Source organism: Herbaspirillum sp. 1130 (assembly GCF_017833835.1).
GTDB classification, from domain to species: domain Bacteria; phylum Pseudomonadota; class Gammaproteobacteria; order Burkholderiales; family Burkholderiaceae_D; genus Herbaspirillum; species Herbaspirillum huttiense.
This window is the reverse complement of record NZ_JAFICQ010000001.1, coordinates 757,256-773,776: the sequence shown is the minus strand read 5'-3', so window position 1 is coordinate 773,776 and position 16,521 is coordinate 757,256. Positions and strand designations below refer to the sequence as shown.

Below are 16,521 nucleotides of genomic sequence, written 5' to 3'. Positions count from 1 at the left end.
GTTGGTTCTTGTTGGGGGCCGCAGGCGGTCGCCGCTTCGGGTCAGTCCTGCACCCAGGGCAGGCCGTGGAAGCGCCAGCCATCGGTCTTGCCGCGCTGCTGTCCGGCGTCGAGTTCGCCTTCAAAGCCCTCCAGCACATTGAAAATACAGGTCAGCCCGGCCTTGGTCGCGGCTTCGGCGGCAGCCACCGAACGCTTGCCGCTGCGGCACAGCAGCAGCGCCGGAACATCCTTGCCACCGAGCTTGCTTTCCAGCTCACGCACGAAGCGGGGATTGCGCGACAGCGATGTGCCGGTGGCCCACGCCACGTGCAGGCTGTTGGGGACATGGCCGACGAACTTGCGTTCTTCCGCGGTGCGCACGTCCACCAGCACGACCTTGCCCGCTTCGACCAGTGCCCAGGCTTCTTTCGGACCGATGCCGCCGGCGTAGGACAGGCCATCGGCGGCTGCCTGTACGCGGATCTGTTCCAGCTCGGGCGGCAGGCCTTGCTGCGCGGCATCGGGGGCAAAGGTGTTCAGGGTGGCTACGGACGACAGGGAAGACATCTCGGGTTCTCCATGGACAAGGAAGCGTTGTGGGGCCGGGCCGTCTTTTGGTGGCTATAGACGGCAATCGATGGGTTCACTGTAAAACTGCCGTTGTCTTTGGTGAACGAATAAAAAAGAGGCTTGAAAGAAGAAAAACGCATAAGCGGCGGCCGCCCCTGCCGCGCAAAAGTTGCGTATGGATATGCAAATCGATTCGTTCTGCACGCCGCGGCGGCGCGGTATTTTCAACACTTGCCGGTCCGTACCACCAATGACCAAATCGCCAAAGCCCCTGTGCGCCGACCCGTCTTGCACCGGACGGGAAGCGCCATAAAGTGCGGAGCGGCAATCCGGGCCTGGCCCCTGCAAGGGCCAGGCAGATCGTCGAAGCAAACGCGCCATCGCCAACAACATCCAAGACCGCTGGCGTCGTATTCCTTACGCGGAGGTGTTTTTCCATGTCCAATCCCGTGATTGCCAATGCAGTCAATTCCCAGGTGGGCCAGCAGGCTCGCTTCAACGAAGACTGGCTGGCCCTGGGTATCGGCCTGCTGATCTTTGCGCTGGCCTTGAGTGGCCTGGCCGGCGCCAACCTGCTGGGCTGGGTGGTCTCCACTTCGGTCTGGCACGCGCCGGCCGGCGCGCTCGGGCCGACCGCCAAGTCCTATGCGGGACTGGGCGGCATCGGCGCCTTGCTGGCGACCTACGTGGCCCTGCTGGCGGTGCTGTCGCTGGGGGCTTCCCTGCTCAAGCTGCGGGTCGGGCGCTTTGCGGCGGCCTTTACCGTCGTCTTTGCGCTGGCCTACCTGAGCTGGTTCGTGGGCAACAATGCCTACCTGGCTGCGGTGACGCCGGCCGACCTGCAGAAGTTCGGCATCGATTGGTCCCTGCGGCTGACCAATGAAGGTGGCTTCGTGGTGGCATTGATCGTGGGACTGGTCATCAGCAATGTCTTCCCGCGCTTTGCCGACTGGCTCAAGGAAGCCATCCGGCCCGAGCTGTACATCAAGATCGCCATCGTGATCCTGGGCGGGTTCATTGCGGTAACCATCGCCGGCAAGCTCTCGCTGGCCAGCTCGGTGCTGCTGCGTGGACTGGCCGCCATCGTCGAGGCCTACCTCATCTATTGGGCTGTGGTGTATTTCGTGGCGCGCAAGTGGTTCGGTTTTTCGCGGGAATGGGCCGCGCCGCTCGCTTCGGGCATTTCCATTTGCGGCGTGGCGGCTTCCATCGCTACCGGCGGCGCAATCCGCTCACGCCCGGCGGTCCCGGTGCTGGTGTCGTCGCTGGTGGTGATCTTTGCCGTCATCGAGGTGTTGGTGCTGCCGTTCCTGGCCCAGGCTTTCCTCTCGCATGAACCGCTGGTCGCCGCTGCATGGCTGGGCCTGGCGGTCAAGACCGATGGCGCGGCCGTGGCCGCAGGCGGCATCACCGAAGCCCTGATCCAGGCCAAGAACGCGGCCGAGGGCATCCATTACCAGAGTGGCTGGATCCTCGGCACGACGGCGACCGTGAAGGTCTTCATCGACGTCTTCATCGGCATCTGGGCCTTCATCCTGGCCTATATCTGGACCAACCACGTCAATGTGCAGCCCGGCCAGCCGCGCGCCCGCGCCGCTGAAATCTGGGAGCGTTTCCCCAAATTCATCCTGGGCTTCGTGGCGACCTTCCTGGTCGGCTTCTGGCTGGCCACCACCAGCTCGCCCGACACCCTGGCCAAGCTCACGCCCTCGGTCGGCGTCGCCAATACCTTCCGGGTGATCTTCTTCATCCTCACCTTCTTCTCCATCGGGGTGCTCTCCAACTTCCGCAAGCTGTGGGAAGACGGGCTGGGCAAGCTGGTGGCGGTCTATGTGGTGAGCCTGTTCGGCTTCGTGATCTGGGTCGGGCTGCTGGTGTCGTGGATCTTCTTCGCCGGCGTCAAGCCACCACTGGCCAACTGACGCGTTCTTACTGAAAGGATAAGCCCATGTCGCAACAAGAACTGAAACAGGAACTGGCCTCCGGCACCCACGCCGAGCCCCTGCTGCCAATCGAAAAGAAGCTCATCGCCGGCAGTCTCATCACCGGCATTACGCTCCTGGTCGTGCTGTTCGTGGTCAATCACTTCTTTCCGCTGAACGTCTGAGCCGGCCTGGCGAAGTCCTCCCGGGCGGCAGGGAGGACCGCCGGCGATGACGCCTGGGTGCGGGCGTCATCCGCTGGCAACGACAAACGCATTTGCAAATGCGAAATTGGTCGTTCCGCAGCCATCAGCCCCTGACATACGCTGCGCGGTGTTTCGAACAACCCACACAGGAACAAAAACAATGCGCGCAACCCGCCGTCAATTTCTGCTCTCTTCCGGTGCCTTGCTGGTGTCTTCCGCCTGGCCCTCGATTTCCTTCTCCCAGACCGAACCGCGCCGCGGCGGGGTATTGAACGTCCACCTCGGCTCCGAGCAGCGCATCCTCAATCCGGCTCTGCGCGCCTCCACCGGCGTCTACATCGTCACCAGCAAGATCATCGAGTCACTGGTCGACCTGGATGCAGAGGGCAAGCCGGTTGCACAGCTGGCCACCTCCTGGACCAGCTCGGCCGACGGCAAGACCATCACCTTCAAGCTGCGCGAAGGCGTGCAGTGGCATGACGGCAAGCCCTTCACCGCTGCCGACGTACAGTACAACGCGCTGGAGCTGTGGAAGAAGCAGCTCAATTACGCCACAGCCTTGCATCTCTATCTGCGCGCCGTCGATACGCCCGACGCCCACACGGTGGTGTTCCGCTACGAGCGCCCGATGCCGCTGGATCTGCTGCTCCGCGCACTGGCCGACTTGGGCTACGTGGTGCCGCGTCATATCTATGAAAAATCCAATGTGCTGGAGAATCCGGCCAATACCGCGCCCATCGGTACCGGTCCGTTCCGTTTCGTGGAATACCAGCGCGGCCAGTACATCATTGCCGAGCGCAATCCGAATTACTGGCGCAAGGGCTTGCCTTACCTGGACCGCATCGTCTGGCGCATCATCACCGACAAGTCGGCTGCTACCGCAGCGCTGGAGACAGGCTCGCTGCAATTGTCGGCCTATTCACAGCTGGGCCTGGCCGATCTCGACCGCCTGCGCAAGAATCCCAAGTTCGAAGTGCGCAGCAAGGGACTGGAGGCCAACCTCTTCAACAATACGGTGGAGTTCAACGTCCGCCGCAAGGAACTGTCCGACGTGCGCGTGCGCCGTGCCATCGTGCATGCCATCGACATCAATTACTTCATCGAGAACTTCCTCTATGGCCTGGGCAAGCCGGCCAACGGACCGATTCCCTCGAGCTCGTCGTTCTCGCCCAAGGGGGCCAAGCCGCCTTATCCCTTCGATCCCAAGCGCGCCGAGTCCCTGCTGGAAGAAGCAGGCTACAAGCGCGGCAAGGATGGCGTGCGTTTCGCCCTGAAGCTGGTGCCGATCCAGAACGGCGAAGACGTGCCGCTGCTGGCCACCTTCATCCAGCAGTCGCTGGAGGCGGTGGGCATCAAGGTCGAGATCGTGCAGTACGACATCGCCGGCGCATTGACTGCCGTCTACAAGGACAGCAATTTCGACATCGCCACCGGCTGGCACCAGTTCCGCGGCGATCCGGCCGTCTCCACCACCGTCTGGTATCGCTCGGGCAGCCCGGCCGGCGCGCCCTGGACCAACCAGTACGGCTGGAAGTCCGAGAAGGTCGACAAGCTCATCGACGATGCCGCCAGCGAGATCGATCCCGCCAAGCGCCGTGCGCTCTATGCGCAGTGGGTGCAGGCCGTCAACGACGAACTGCCGATCTGGATGGCCACCGAGCGCGAGTTCTATTCGGTGGTCAGCCGCAACGTGCAGAACGGCCACAACAATGCCCGCTGGCCTTCCAGCAGCTGGCATGACACCTGGCTCAAGGCATAAGGGGCGAACGCATGCGTCTGTTTGCCCTGGCCGGACGCCGCCTGCTGGCGGCGCTGCCGGCCTTGCTGATCATCCTGGCGGGATTGTTCCTGCTGCTGCAACTGGCTCCCGGCGACACCGTCGATGCGCTGGTGGCGCAGATGGGCGGTGGTGACGCCACCATGATCGCCAGCCTGCGCGAGTACTACCGTCTCAATGATTCGGTCTCGGTGCGCCTGGGCGACTACCTGTGGCGGCTGGTGCATCTGGACCTGGGTCACTCGGCCATCTACGGCAAGCCGGTCGCGCAGGTCATCATCGAGCGCTTGCCGGCGACCCTGCTGCTGATGGGCTCGGCGCTGGCCATCGCTTTTGCGGTGGGCATGGCGCTGGGCGTGCTGGCGGCGCGGCGCGTGAATCGCTGGCCCGATACGCTCATCTCCACCCTGGGCCTGGTGTTCTATGCCACGCCCTCGTTCTGGTTCGGCCTGATGGGCATATTCGTCTTCGCCATCTGGCTGGACTGGCTGCCCTCGGGCGGCTTCGAGTCCATCGACGTGGCCTTGCACGGCTGGGCCAGAGTGGCCGATATCGCCTGGCACCTGACGCTGCCGACGGTCACCCTGTCGCTGATCTTCCTGGCGGTGTACCTGCGCATCATGCGTGCCTCCATGCTGGAGGTGTCGACCCAGGACTTCATCCGTACCGCCCGTGCCAAGGGCGTGGGCGAGACGGCCGTGGTGGTGCGCCACATGCTGCGCAATGCGCTGCTGCCCATGGTCACCCTGATCGGCCTGCAGGCCGGCACCATGCTGGGCGGCTCGGTGGTGGTGGAGACCGTGTTCGCCTTGCCCGGGCTGGGGCGGCTCGCCTATGAAGCGGTGCTGCAGCGGGATCTCAACACCTTGCTGGGCATCGTCTTCGTCTCGGCGCTGCTGGTCATCGCCATCAACTTTGTGGTCGACCTGCTTTATGCGCGGCTGGACCCGCGCATTCACGGCACGCACTGAATCAAGGACCTGGCGACATCCCATGAATCTGCTCAAACGTTACCTGCGCAATCCGGCCGCCGTGGTCGGACTGCTGCTCCTGCTGGCCGTGGTGGCCGGCGCCCTGGCCGCCGGCTGGGTTTATCCGCGCAATCCCCTGTCGCTGGCCGGGCGCCCGTTGCAGTGGCCGGGCGACAGCGCGCGCTTCCTGCTGGGTACCGACCAGGTCGGCCGTGACATCGCCGCCCAGATCCTGCATGGTGCCCGCATCTCGCTGGGCATCGGCGTGGTCGCCACGGCCATCGCGGCCATCATCGGCCTGGTGCTGGGTGCGGTGGCCGGCTTCTACGGCGGCTGGATCGACGATGTGCTCATGCGCATCACGGAAGCCTTCCAGATCCTGCCCAATTTTCTCTTGCTGCTGGTACTGGTGGCGGTGTTTGGTTCGGACATCCGTACCGTGGTGCTGTCCATCGGCATCGTTTCCTGGCCACCGGTGGCGCGGCTGACGCGCTCGCAATTCCTGGCGCTGCGCCATGGCGAGTTCGTGCAGGCTGCGCGCAGCCTGGGCGTGGGCGACATCAAGCTGATCTTCCGCGAGATCCTGCCCAATGCCTTGCCGCCGGTGATCGTCTATGCCAGCGTCATCATGGCCGTGGCCATCCTGCTGGAAAGCGCGCTGGCCTTCCTCAATCTCTCTGATCCCAATGTGCCGTCGTGGGGCAACCTGATCGGCGCCGGCCGTGGCGTGATCCGCGTGCAATGGTATGTCTCGGCCATTCCCGGGGTGGCCATCCTGCTGACCGTGCTGGGAATTTCGCTGGTCGGACAGGGCCTCAATGACGCACTCAATCCAAGGCTGCACCGCTCATGACCGCTCCTCATCCTCTTCCTCCCGCGTTGCTGTCGGTGCGCCAATTATCGATCGCACTGCCCAAGGGCGCGGACCGGGCGCTGGCACTCGATGACGTTTCCTTCGAGTTGCGTGCCGGTGAAATCCTGTGCGTGGTCGGCGAGAGCGGCTCGGGCAAGTCGTTGACGGCCAATGCCTTGCTGGGCCTGCTGCCCGAAGGCGTGGCCGTGCGCAGCGGCCAGGCGCTCTGGCAGGGCCGCGAGGACCTGCTGCAACTGAACCCCGCCGAGCTGCGCCGCCTGCGCGGCCAGGGCATCGGCATGATCTTCCAGGAACCGATGACGGCCCTGAACCCCTTGCACACCATCGGCCGCCAACTGGCCGAGGTGTTTGAGGTCCACACCACGCTGCGCCGGCACGAGATTGCCGTGCGCGTGCATGACCTGCTGGTGGCGGTGCAGCTGCCTGATCCGGCGCGCGCGCTCAAGGCTTATCCGCATGAACTCTCGGGCGGACAGCGCCAGCGGGTGATGATCGCCATGGCCCTGGCGCTGGAACCGGCCCTCCTGATTGCGGACGAACCGACGACGGCGCTCGATGTCACCACCCAGGCGCAGATCCTGCACCTGATCCACGAACTGCAACGCCGGCGCGGCACGGCCGTGCTATTTATCACCCACGACTTCGGTGTGGTCGCCGAGATCGCCGACCGCGTGGCGGTCATGCAGAAGGGCAAGCTGGTGGAGCAGGGGCCCGCAGAAGACGTTCTCAACGCCCCGCTGCATCCCTATACCCGCAGCCTGATCGCTGCCGTACCGGCCTTGGTCCCGCCGCCGCCGCGCCCGGCAGCCACCACCAGTGATGCGGCTCTCGCGCTGGAGGTCAGTGGCCTGTCCAAGACCTATCGTCCGCGCGGCTGGTTCCAGCGCAAGACCCCAGCCCGTCCGGCCGTCAACGAGGTCAGCCTGCTCCTGCCAGCGGGCGCAACGCTGGGCATCGTCGGCGAAAGCGGCTCCGGCAAATCGACCCTGGCGCGCCTGATCCTGGGTCTGCTACAACCTGATGCCGGCCGCATCCAGGTCGGTGGTGCTCCCTTGCCCCAGGGTTGGCGACGACGGCGCGAGCGGGCCAGCCAGATCCAGATGGTGTTCCAGGATCCGTATGGATCGCTCAATCCGCGCCATCGCGTGGGCGACATCGTCGCGCAAGGTCCCTTGGAACAAGGCGTGCCACGCCGGCAGGTTCTGGCGCAGGTGCGCGAATTGTTCGCGCTGGTGGGGCTGGATCCGAATGCCTTGCAGCGCTATCCCCATGAATTTTCCGGTGGCCAGCGCCAGCGCATCGGCCTGGCGCGTGCGCTGGCCTTGCAACCGCGCGTGCTGCTGGCCGATGAGCCGGTGTCGGCGCTGGATGTGTCGGTACAGGCGCAAGTGTTGGCCTTGCTGGCGCGCCTGCGTGAACAGCTGGGGCTGTCGATACTTTTCATTACCCATGACCTGCGCGTAGCGGCGCAGATCTGCGACCGCATCGCCGTCATGAAGGACGGCCGGGTAGTCGAAAGCGGCAGCAGCGCCGAGGTATTCGGTGCGCCTGTCCATCCCTATACGCGCCAGCTGCTCGACTCGGTTCCGGGCCGGCACTGGCATCACGCGCTGGCCCGTGAGGACAGCCACACCCACCGGAGACAAGCATGACCCAACGTATCGACCACGTCGTGATCCACGTCGAAGAAGCCCTGGACCAGGCCCAGGAAGCCTATGCCCGCCTGGGTTTTGCGCTCACCCCGCGCGGCCATCATTCCAAAGGCACCAGCAATCACCTGGCCGTCTTCGGCGATGATTACCTGGAGCTGCTGGGGGTGGAGCCGCAGCGCTCCACCTTGCGCTGGGGCCATCCTGGCGGGCTGGCCGGGCTGGTCTTCAAGACCAGCGATGCCGATCACACCTGGCGCCACCTGGCTGAGCGCGGCGTGCCGCTGGAAGAAGGCGGGCCGCAGTCCTTCCACCGGCCGGTGGTGGTCGACGGGCAGCACCTGGGCGATGCCCGTTTTCGTACCCTGCGAATTGCCGCCAACCGCATCCCCAACGGCCGGGTGTTCTTTTGTGAGCACGGCACGCCCGAACTGGTGTGGCGCAAGGAATGGCAGCAGCATCCCAACGGTGCAACGGGCCTGGCCGAATATGTCTACCTGGCGCTCGATCCGAGCGCTGCCCAAAGCATCCTGGCGCAGGCGTTCGGTACGGGCAGCCTGACCCGGCATGCGCATGGCGTGCGTTTCCAGGCCGGCCCCACGGCCATCTGGTATCTGACCCGCGAGGGCGTGGCAGCGCATTACGGTGTGGATGTGGGATTGGTACCCCAAGGCATCGAGCGTGCCGTGGGATTGACCGTGCGCGTGCAGTCGCTGGACGCGACGCGCGCTTACCTGCAGGAACAGGCCGTGGAGGGCGTGCAGGAAAGCGGCGGCAAGCTGGTGGTGCCGCCGTCGCAGACGCATGGCGTCATTCTCGGTTTCAGTACTGATTGAGTTCAAGTACTGGCGCGCGCAAGGCGCTGACCGCGCGCTTGAGCCGCCGCATGGCCTCTTCCAGCACCGCATCGGCAGCCGCCGTGGACAAGCGCAGATAGGGCGAGAGCCCGAAGGCCGCGCCATCGACCAGCGCCAGTCCTTCGGACTCCAGCAGCCATTGCACCGCATCCTGGTCCGTGGCAATCACCTGGCCATCCGGACGCACCTGGCCGATCAGCCCGGCGCAATGGACGAAGGCAAAGAAGGAACCATCGATACGGCGCAGGGCCAGGCCCGGGATGTTGGCGATGGCGGCTTCCACCAGTCGCGCGCGGCGCGCATAGGCTTGGCGTGCCTGCACGGCAAACTCCTGGTCGGGTGACTCCAGCGCCGCCTGGGTCGCCGCCTGCGCGATGGCGTTGGGGCCGGACGAAACCTGTGACTGGATCACCACCATGGCCTGCACCAGCCGTTCCGGTCCCGCTCCCCAGCCAATGCGCCAGCCCGTCATGGCATAGGTCTTGGAAGCGCCGCTGACCAGCAGGGTGCGGGCCTTCAGGTCCGGTGCCACATGCAGCCAGTGCACCGGTGCCTCCGGCGTAAACCAGATGTGCTCATACAGTTCATCGAGCAGCACCAGCACCTGCGGATGCCGTCGCAGCACCTCGGCCAGCGCGGCCAGTTCGTCGCGGTCATAGACGGCCCCCGAAGGATTGCCCGGCGTGTTCAGGACCAGCCAGCGCGTGCGCGGCGTGATGGCCGCCTCCAGTGCGGCAGCGCTGAGCTTGTAGCCGGTCTCGATGCCGCAGGCCACCAGCACCGGTACGCCATCGTTGACCAGCACCATGTCCGGGAAGGACGGCCAGTAGGGCGTGGGGATGATCACCTCATCCGCTTCGGCCAGGGTGGCGGCAAAGGCGCTGTAGATGACCTGCTTGCCGCCATTGCTGACGATGATCTGGCCGGTACCGTACTCCAGTGCCAGTTCGTTCAGGTATTTGCTGCTGATGGCACGGCGCAGGCCGAGCGTGCCGGGGGTGGGCGTGTATTTTGTTTCACCACGCGCCAAAGCGGCGATGGCGGCCTGCTTGATCGCTTCGGGGGTGTCGAAATCGGGTTCGCCGGTGGTCAGCGAAATGATGTCGCGTCCTTCGGCGACCAGCGCCGCAGCGCGGGCTGCCGCAGCGGCATTGGGAGAGAGCTTCACGCGCGAGACGCGCGGCGAAAGCACGATGGGGGCAATGGCCTGGCTCATGGTGGTGGTCTAGGGTCGGTAGTCGAGAGTGAGAATCTTGGCGGGATTGAGCAGGCCCAGCGGGTCGAAGGCCGTCTTGAGCCTGCGCATCAGGTCCAGTTCAACCGCGCTCTTGTAGCGGGGCAGCAGGTCGCGCTTGGTCTGGCCGATGCCGTGCTCGGCGCTGATCGATCCTGCATGGGCGTGCACACTGTCATGCACGATGGCATGGATCTGGTCCTCCACGGCAAAGAGCTCGGCGGCCGTGCCGGAGAGCGCATGCGAGACGTTGTAATGCAGGTTGCCATCGCCCAGGTGGCCGAACGCCACCGGGCGCACCCCTGGAAAGCCGGCCTGCAGTGCAGCTGCCGTGGCCGTGAGGAAGGCCGGAATGCGCGAGATCGGCAGCGAGATGTCGTGCTTGACGTTGCCCCCGTCACGCTTCTGGGCCACGCCCAGCGCTTCATCGCGCAAGCGCCACAGCGCCAGGTGCTGGCTGCTGCTCTGGGCCAGCGCGGCGTCCTGGACGATGCCGTCCTCCATGGCCTGCGACAGCACCTTCTCGAAGAGGGTGCGCGCATGTTGATCGTCCTGGCTGTCGGAGAGCTCGATGAGGGCGTACCAGGGATGGCCGAGCGCAAGCGGCAGCGGCTGCTCCGGCACGTGCTGCGCGACCAGGCCGAGGATGGCCTCGGAGAGCAGCTCGAAGGCCGTCAGGCCGGCGCCGAAACCGGCGCGGGCCAGATTGAGGAACGACAGCGCCGTTTCGATGCTGGCAAACGCCAGCAGGGCAGTCTGCTGGGCTGCCGGCAGCGGGTGCAGCTTGAGGGTCGCAGCGGTGATGATGCCCAAGGTACCTTCGCTGCCCACGTACAGGTCGCGCAGGGCGTAGCCGGTATTGTCCTTGCGCAAGCCGCGCAGGCCGTCCCAGATATCGCCTTCGGCGGTGACCACTTCCAGCCCCAGTGTCAGCTCGCGTGCGTTGCCATAGCGCAGCACCTGGGTGCCGCCGGCATTGGTGGCCAGGTTGCCGCCGATGGTGCAACTGCCCTGGGAACCCAGGCTGAGCGCAAACAGGCGTCCGGCCTCGCGTGCGGCCTGCTGGACATTGGCCAGGATGGCACCGGCTTCGACGGTCAGGGTGTCGTTGTCCGTATCGATGTGGCGGATGCGGTTGAGCCGCCCCAGCAGCAGGACGATGGCCTGGCCGGAGGTGTCTGGCGTGGCGCCACCCATGAGACCCGTATTGCCGCCCTGGGCGACGATGGGTGTGCGGTACTGACGGCACAGGCGGACCACCTCGGCAACCTGGTGGGTATCGGCCGGCCGTACCACCGCCAGCGCCTGCCCGGTGAGGCGGCCGTGCTGGTCGGTCAGATAGCCCGCGGCGTCTGTCCCGACCAGTACGTGCGCCGTACCCAGGGCGGTTCGCAGCGCATCAAGCAGGGCCGCTGCGCTCATGGCTTGCTGCTCTTGGTGGCGTCAGCCAGTTGCGCCGACTTGTAGACGTCGAAATCAAAGGGCGCACGATCAAACTTGCCCTTGAGCGCAAGCTCGTGGCGGCTGGCAATCCACTTGTCCGGGACACCCCATTGGCGCGCCTGGCGCAGCAGGAAACCGGAGCGATGCCAATCCTGGATGGCCTTGTCGACGAAGGCCTGGGTATCGCTTTCTCCCTTGCGCACCCAGACCACGGTGGGCGAGGGAATCAGCTGGTCTTCGGTGCCAAGGGTGAAGTCCTTCCACTGGTCGCTGCCGTCGCCGTGCAGGGTGTTGTAGAGCGCCGGGTAGACATGTACCGAAGCGTCGCAGGTACCACCCTTGAGCGCCAGCAGGGACTCGGGAATGCCACGCAAGCCCTTGACCACGGCACCATAGCTTTCCGCCAGTGGTTTGGCGAAATTGCTGCCCTGGGAAACGCAGGCCACCTTGCCGCGCAGGTATTCCCAGCGCTTGATGCCGCTGGATTTGGCCACCAGTGCGCCGCCGCCGATGAGGTCGTAGGGCGTGGGTGCGAAGGACAGCGTATCGCTGCGTTCCTTGGTCCACTGGATGTTGGCGATGAGCAGATCGACCTTGCCGGTCTGCAGGAACTGCACGCGTGTCGAGGCAGTGACCGAGACGGTTTCCAGCGCCACGCCCAGGCGGCTGGCAATATCGGCGGCCAGTTCGTATTGGTAGCCACCGGTCTTGCCGGTCGCCGGATCCATGACCCCGAAAGGAGGACTGATCCCGTCCACGCCCACGGAGAGCTTGCCGCGCTGCTTGATCTTGTCGAGGGTGGCATCGGCCTGTGCAGCGGGACTGGCCAGCAGGGCCAGCGGCAGCAGCAGGGTGAAGAGACGGGAAGCAGTACGAGGCAGAGAAACGGGCGCAGAGGACATGGCGGATCGCAGAGGACGGTTGAACATGGGCGCAGATCATGCAATATCCCGGCAACCACGAGCAACGAAGCTTTTTGCGTTTGCTAATGCGCTTTATGCCCGCCCTGCAAAACGCTCACCGGCCTTCGCCCCGGCGTACGCAGCGCCGGAGGCGAAGGCCAGCGCCCATTGCCTTACTCGATCAAGGTGATCCCGGTATGTCCCTCGCGTTCCAGCTGGGCTACCAGGCCGAGTTCCCACTCCAGGTAGTCGACGAAGCCGGCATTGCGCAGCGCCAGGTCCTTGAGCAGGTAGGGGCTGTAGCTCTGGTCATCGTCGCCGGTGACCACGCCCTCGCTGCCGCTGCCGGTGGGCAGCTCCGCGGCGATCCAGCCTTGCGTACCCCCGCGCAAGGCCAGCAGCGGCTGCGCCGGTTTCGCGCCACGCAGCAATCCTGCGGCCACGCTGGCGGCCAGCACGCCGTCGCCGGAAACCAGTACTACCGAGAGCTCCGCCGGCTGCGAGGCCAGGAACTCCGCCAGGCGGCTTGGCGCGACGAAGCGGGCCGAGGCCGGATGCCGCTTCTCGTAGGCTGCGCGGCTGTCGATGTCGATCAGGATGGCGTTGCCCGCCGCTTGCAAGCTGGCCGCCTGCGCCGGGGAGATCACTGGCGCAGGGTGGTCGGGGACCAGCACGCGTACCGGCTCCGGCCCGGTCACGCGGGCTGCCTCGGAACCGTGGGTGGCCGGGGCATACACGGAGACATCCCATCCCAGCTGGGCCAGCCAGGCGGCGGTCGTGAGGGCGCGCACGCCATCCCAATCGGCCAGCACGATGCGGGCGCCCCGGGTCCCTGCATATTCATCGGTGGCCTGTACCAGCTGGCCACCCGGTGCCCAGCGCCAGCCTTCAAGATGGCCGGCCTCGTATTCGGCGCGGGTGCGAATATCGAACAGGTAGAGCGTGCGTTGCTGCTGCCGTGCGGCTTCCTGCCAGCGCTTGAGGGTGGTGCTGTCGATACGGCGCACGCCGGCCCGTTGCGCCACGGCTTCGGCTTGCGCGCGCGCACTGGCCTGGGTGCTGGCCGAGGGTTCGGGCAGCGCCGTCTGGCGGCCGTGCGACAGCGTACGGCCGGTCAGCAGCCAGTCCATGGTGCCGTTGCGCAGCGAGACCACGCGATTGGGAATGCCGGCGTCGATGAGCGTTTGAGCGCCGACGATGCTGCGGGTGCGACCGGCGCAATTGACCACCACCAGCGTCTTCGGATCGGGCGCGATCTCGCCGATGCGGTAGACCAGTTCGGCCCCCGGTACGCTGTGGGCGAACGGCAGGCTGAAGGCGGCGAATTCTTCCGGCGTGCGGCTGTCGACCACCGCAATGTCTTCACCCTGCTGGACCAGGTGCTCCAGCTCATCGGAGGTGATCCAGGGCGTCTGCTTCTCGTGTTCGATGACTTCGCCAAAGGCCTTGCTGGGCACATTGGTGCCGCTGAACACTTCCAGTCCGGCGGCCGCCCAGGCTTCGGTGCCGCCTGCCAGGACCGAGACATTGGTCCAGCCGAGGCGGATCAGCTGATGCGCGCCGTCGTGCGCCTGGCTTTCATCGCCATCGACCACCACGATGCGGGTATTGCGCAGCGGTACCAGGCGATCGATCTCCAGCGGCAGCCGCCAGCGCGGCGCCGACACGGCAAACAGGAGGTGGCTGCGGGCATAGACGCCGGCATCGCGCACGTCCAGCAGGGCGATTTCTTCACGCCCGGCCAGCGCCGCCTTGAGCGCCTGCGGGCTGATGCGCGCGTGGCGAATCCCGGCCGGCGGGCCGAAGGTGCGATAGCTGCCGCCTTCGCGGCTCTCGAAGACTACGCGCGCCGGCATGTGGTCCAGACCACGGCCGTAGAAGTGCAGGTGCAAGCCGGTCTGCGGGCCCTGCAATTCGATGGTGTGCACATCGTCCGGCCCAAGGATGACCGAATTGCCCGGCACGACATCGATGGTGCGTTCAGGGGTGAGGGTATCGCGTGCGGGGTCGGCGGTCTTTTCGCGGCGATAGAAGACATTGCGCTCGATGCCCTGCACGCCGGTGATCATGGCCCAGGTCGTATGGTCGTGCGGCTGGACCGACTTGCCTGGCAAACCGACCGAGAGGTAAAGGGCGAACGTGCCGTCGGTCTCTTCGCTGAGGCGATAGACCACGGCCGGGGTTTCTTCATTGACCGGGAAGTCGCCTTCCGGAAACAGCGCCGTTTGGCGGCCCAGGGTTTCCAGATGGCGGGCTACCGCTTCCAGGTCCTCGCGCCGCGCATGCGCGGGGTCGCCGATCAGTTGGCGGGCGGTCGCCACGAAGTGGGCAACGGCGGCGGCACGGCGTGTGGCGACGGAGAGCTCGTCGGTGTGGTCAGGATCGCGTGCAACGGCGGAAAGGTGAGCAGATGTCATGGCTTGAAAGTGTCAGGGGATTGAAGGAGGAAAGCAGGCTGGCCCGATGGCCTCAGCTCTTGCCCTTCCAGGGAACCAGCGCGCGTTCCAGCAGGCGCATGCCATAGCTGAAGGCGAAGGCGCAGGTGGCAATCAAGGCGATGCCGACGAAGACCGCATCGGTGGCCAGGAAGTGGGAGGCCGACATGATCATGTAGCCGATGCCGCGATTGGCTGCAATCAGCTCGGCTGCCACCAGGGTGCTCCAGCCCACGCCCAGCGCGATGCGGATGCCGGTCAGGATTTCCGGCAGGGCCGAGGGCAGGACGATCTCGACCAGCAGTTGCCAGCGTGTCGCGCCCAGCGAGAGCGCCGCATTGACCCGCTCCAGCGGCAGCGAGCGTACGCCCGCCTGCGCCGACAGCACTACGGGTGCAAACATGGCCAGGGTCAGCAGGGTGATCTTGGAGGCCTCACCGATGCCCAGCCAGATGATCATCAAGGGCAGGTAAGCCAGCGGCGGCAGGGGCCAATAAAATTCAATCGGGGTATCGAGCACGCCCTTGACCCAGCGATTGAGCCCCATCAGCAGGCCCACCGGAATACCCAGCGAAACCGCAATGACGCCGGCGGTCAGGATGCGCAGCAGGCTTGCGCCCACGTGTTCGGTCAGGGTGGCATTGGCGTAGCCGTCTTCCCAGATGCTCCGGGCCACATTGATGACCTCGGAAGGGGTAGGCAGGAACAGGTGCGGCACCCAGCCGGTCTGCGCGATGAGCCACCACAGCGCCAGGATGGCGATGCCGGCGGCCACGCTGATGCGCACCGTAGAGCCTTCGCCGATGCCAAAGCTGCGCATCTTGACCAGGCGCGGCGGCGCACTGGCCGTGGGGGGAGCCGATGTCCCTGCGCGCAGGGAATCGAGCAAGGGGAGGGGTTGGACTTGGTCGCTCATGATGTGACGAGGCCTTCGGACTGGTGGACGATGGCGCGAATCTCTTCACGCAATTGTGCAAAGGCAGGTTCGGTCTTGATGGCCCGGGCATCGCCTTCGGCGGCGAAACGGCGCACGAAATCGGTCTCGAAACGCGCCACGATGCGGCCCGGGCGCGGTGACATCACGATCACCTCGGTACCCAGGAAAAGCGCTTCTTCGATGGAGTGCGTGATGAAGAAAACCTGCTTGCCCGTGCGCGCCCAGACCGACACCAGCAGCTCCTGCATCTGTTCGCGGGTCATGCTGTCGAGCGCCCCGAAGGGCTCATCCATGAGCAGGATCTTGGGATCCGGAGCCAAAGCGCGGGCCAGGCCCACGCGCTGGCGCATGCCGCCCGAGAGTTCGTAGGGGGCAGCCTTGGCAAAATCCTGCAGTCCTACCAGGCGCAACAATTCCTGAGCACGGTCGCGGCTTTCATTGCGCGGCACGCCGGCAAACTTCAGACCGAGGGCAACGTTGTCCTGCACCGATTTCCAGGGCAGCAGGCTGTCCTTCTGGAACACTACACCACGCTCGGCACCGGGTCCGGAGACCGGTCTGCCGTCGAGGGTGATGCTGCCTTCGGAGAGCGGCAGAAATCCTGCCATGGCATTGAGCAAGGTCGACTTGCCACAGCCCGAGGTGCCCAGCGCGACCACGAAGCCGCGTTCGGGAATCTCCAGCGAGACCCGGTCCAGCGCATGGACCACCTGTTTGTCCCGGCCGGCAAAGAAGACGCTGGCGTTTTCTACTTTCAACATGG

At 65.5% G+C, this 16,521-nt stretch carries 15 protein-coding genes; 7 read left to right on the top strand and 8 right to left on the bottom strand.

Annotated elements, in window-relative coordinates; translation table 11 throughout:
- Positions 1–41 precede the first annotated feature (41 nt).
- Entirely contained in the window at positions 42–548 is a 507-nt protein-coding gene (locus JOD78_RS03370; protein WP_209569804.1) for a rhodanese-like domain-containing protein, read from the bottom strand.
- 76 nt (positions 549–624) lie between these two features.
- Entirely contained in the window at positions 625–990 is a 366-nt protein-coding gene (locus tag JOD78_RS03365) for a hypothetical protein (RefSeq protein WP_134136337.1), read from the bottom strand.
- Between JOD78_RS03365 and JOD78_RS03360 the strand changes: the two genes are divergently transcribed.
- The 7 genes from JOD78_RS03360 to JOD78_RS03330 all read left to right on the top strand — a co-directional run bounded on the left by JOD78_RS03360 (position 989) and on the right by JOD78_RS03330 (position 8,786).
- On the top strand, positions 989–2,473 hold the full coding sequence (locus JOD78_RS03360) for a putative sulfate exporter family transporter (RefSeq protein WP_121045462.1): 1,485 nt from the start codon (positions 989–991) through the stop codon (positions 2,471–2,473). The two genes, JOD78_RS03365 and JOD78_RS03360, sit on opposite strands and share 2 nt — an antisense overlap.
- Positions 2,474–2,499: 26 nt before the next feature.
- Positions 2,500–2,658, top strand: a complete 159-nt coding sequence (locus JOD78_RS03355) for a hypothetical protein (protein ID WP_166675576.1) — start codon at positions 2,500–2,502, stop codon at positions 2,656–2,658.
- Between the two features lie 181 nt (positions 2,659–2,839).
- A complete protein-coding gene (locus tag JOD78_RS03350) occupies positions 2,840–4,438 on the top strand; it encodes an ABC transporter substrate-binding protein (protein WP_121045460.1) in 1,599 nt (532 codons plus the stop codon).
- A gap of 11 nt (positions 4,439–4,449) precedes the next feature.
- Positions 4,450–5,427 carry an ABC transporter permease gene (locus JOD78_RS03345; RefSeq protein WP_121045458.1) on the top strand — a complete coding sequence of 326 codons (978 nt, stop codon included), beginning with the start codon at positions 4,450–4,452 and terminating at the stop codon, positions 5,425–5,427.
- Positions 5,428–5,449: 22 nt separating this feature from the next.
- Positions 5,450–6,280, top strand: a complete 831-nt coding sequence (locus tag JOD78_RS03340; RefSeq protein WP_121045455.1) for an ABC transporter permease — start codon at positions 5,450–5,452, stop codon at positions 6,278–6,280.
- Positions 6,277–7,953, top strand: coding sequence for an ABC transporter ATP-binding protein (locus tag JOD78_RS03335; RefSeq protein WP_209569806.1), 1,677 nt, complete (start codon positions 6,277–6,279; stop codon positions 7,951–7,953). The genes JOD78_RS03340 and JOD78_RS03335 overlap by 4 nt, the downstream gene beginning before the upstream one ends.
- Positions 7,950–8,786, top strand: coding sequence for a VOC family protein (locus JOD78_RS03330; protein ID WP_134136334.1), 837 nt, complete (start codon positions 7,950–7,952; stop codon positions 8,784–8,786). The genes JOD78_RS03335 and JOD78_RS03330 overlap by 4 nt, the downstream gene beginning before the upstream one ends.
- Here the strand turns inward: JOD78_RS03330 and JOD78_RS03325 are convergent.
- The 6 genes from JOD78_RS03325 to JOD78_RS03300 form a co-directional block, all read right to left on the bottom strand.
- Entirely contained in the window at positions 8,773–10,023 is a 1,251-nt protein-coding gene (locus tag JOD78_RS03325) for an aminotransferase class I/II-fold pyridoxal phosphate-dependent enzyme (protein WP_209569808.1), read from the bottom strand. The genes JOD78_RS03330 and JOD78_RS03325 overlap by 14 nt on opposite strands.
- A 9-nt stretch (positions 10,024–10,032) precedes the next feature.
- Positions 10,033–11,463 (bottom strand): FAD-binding oxidoreductase, encoded by a 1,431-nt coding sequence (locus tag JOD78_RS03320; RefSeq protein WP_209569810.1) that lies wholly within the window; start codon positions 11,461–11,463, stop codon positions 10,033–10,035.
- Positions 11,460–12,413: a transporter substrate-binding domain-containing protein gene (locus tag JOD78_RS03315; protein ID WP_245201969.1), complete on the bottom strand. Its 954-nt coding sequence runs from the start codon at positions 12,411–12,413 to the stop codon at positions 11,460–11,462. Before JOD78_RS03315 ends, JOD78_RS03320 begins: the two co-directional genes overlap by 4 nt.
- A gap of 146 nt (positions 12,414–12,559) precedes the next feature.
- Positions 12,560–14,803 carry a rhodanese-like domain-containing protein gene (locus tag JOD78_RS03310; RefSeq protein ID WP_209569812.1) on the bottom strand — a complete coding sequence of 748 codons (2,244 nt, stop codon included), beginning with the start codon at positions 14,801–14,803 and terminating at the stop codon, positions 12,560–12,562.
- Positions 14,804–14,855: 52 nt separating this feature from the next.
- Positions 14,856–15,737, bottom strand: a complete 882-nt coding sequence (locus JOD78_RS03305; RefSeq protein ID WP_209569815.1) for an ABC transporter permease subunit — start codon at positions 15,735–15,737, stop codon at positions 14,856–14,858.
- On the bottom strand, positions 15,734–16,519 hold the full coding sequence (locus JOD78_RS03300) for an ABC transporter ATP-binding protein (protein ID WP_209569816.1): 786 nt from the start codon (positions 16,517–16,519) through the stop codon (positions 15,734–15,736). The genes JOD78_RS03305 and JOD78_RS03300 overlap by 4 nt, the downstream gene beginning before the upstream one ends.
- Between the last annotated feature and the right edge of the window lie 2 nt (positions 16,520–16,521).

Bases quoted from the DNA above. Each gene is read 5' to 3' on its own strand.
- JOD78_RS03370 (WP_209569804.1), bottom strand. From the start codon at position 548: ATGTCTTCCCTGTCGTCCGTAGCCACCCTGAACACCTTTGCCCCCGAT.
- JOD78_RS03360 (WP_121045462.1), top strand. From the start codon at position 989: ATGTCCAATCCCGTGATTGCCAATGCAGTCAATTCCCAGGTGGGCCAG.
- JOD78_RS03365 (WP_134136337.1), bottom strand. From the start codon at position 990: ATGGAAAAACACCTCCGCGTAAGGAATACGACGCCAGCGGTCTTGGAT.
- JOD78_RS03355 (WP_166675576.1), top strand. From the start codon at position 2,500: ATGTCGCAACAAGAACTGAAACAGGAACTGGCCTCCGGCACCCACGCC.
- JOD78_RS03350 (WP_121045460.1), top strand. From the start codon at position 2,840: ATGCGCGCAACCCGCCGTCAATTTCTGCTCTCTTCCGGTGCCTTGCTG.
- JOD78_RS03345 (WP_121045458.1), top strand. From the start codon at position 4,450: ATGCGTCTGTTTGCCCTGGCCGGACGCCGCCTGCTGGCGGCGCTGCCG.
- JOD78_RS03340 (WP_121045455.1), top strand. From the start codon at position 5,450: ATGAATCTGCTCAAACGTTACCTGCGCAATCCGGCCGCCGTGGTCGGA.
- JOD78_RS03335 (WP_209569806.1), top strand. From the start codon at position 6,277: ATGACCGCTCCTCATCCTCTTCCTCCCGCGTTGCTGTCGGTGCGCCAA.
- JOD78_RS03330 (WP_134136334.1), top strand. From the start codon at position 7,950: ATGACCCAACGTATCGACCACGTCGTGATCCACGTCGAAGAAGCCCTG.
- JOD78_RS03325 (WP_209569808.1), bottom strand. From the start codon at position 10,023: ATGAGCCAGGCCATTGCCCCCATCGTGCTTTCGCCGCGCGTCTCGCGC.
- JOD78_RS03320 (WP_209569810.1), bottom strand. From the start codon at position 11,463: ATGAGCGCAGCGGCCCTGCTTGATGCGCTGCGAACCGCCCTGGGTACG.
- JOD78_RS03315 (WP_245201969.1), bottom strand. From the start codon at position 12,413: ATGTTCAACCGTCCTCTGCGATCCGCCATGTCCTCTGCGCCCGTTTCT.
- JOD78_RS03310 (WP_209569812.1), bottom strand. From the start codon at position 14,803: ATGACATCTGCTCACCTTTCCGCCGTTGCACGCGATCCTGACCACACC.
- JOD78_RS03305 (WP_209569815.1), bottom strand. From the start codon at position 15,737: ATGAGCGACCAAGTCCAACCCCTCCCCTTGCTCGATTCCCTGCGCGCA.
- JOD78_RS03300 (WP_209569816.1), bottom strand. From the start codon at position 16,519: ATGTTGAAAGTAGAAAACGCCAGCGTCTTCTTTGCCGGCCGGGACAAA.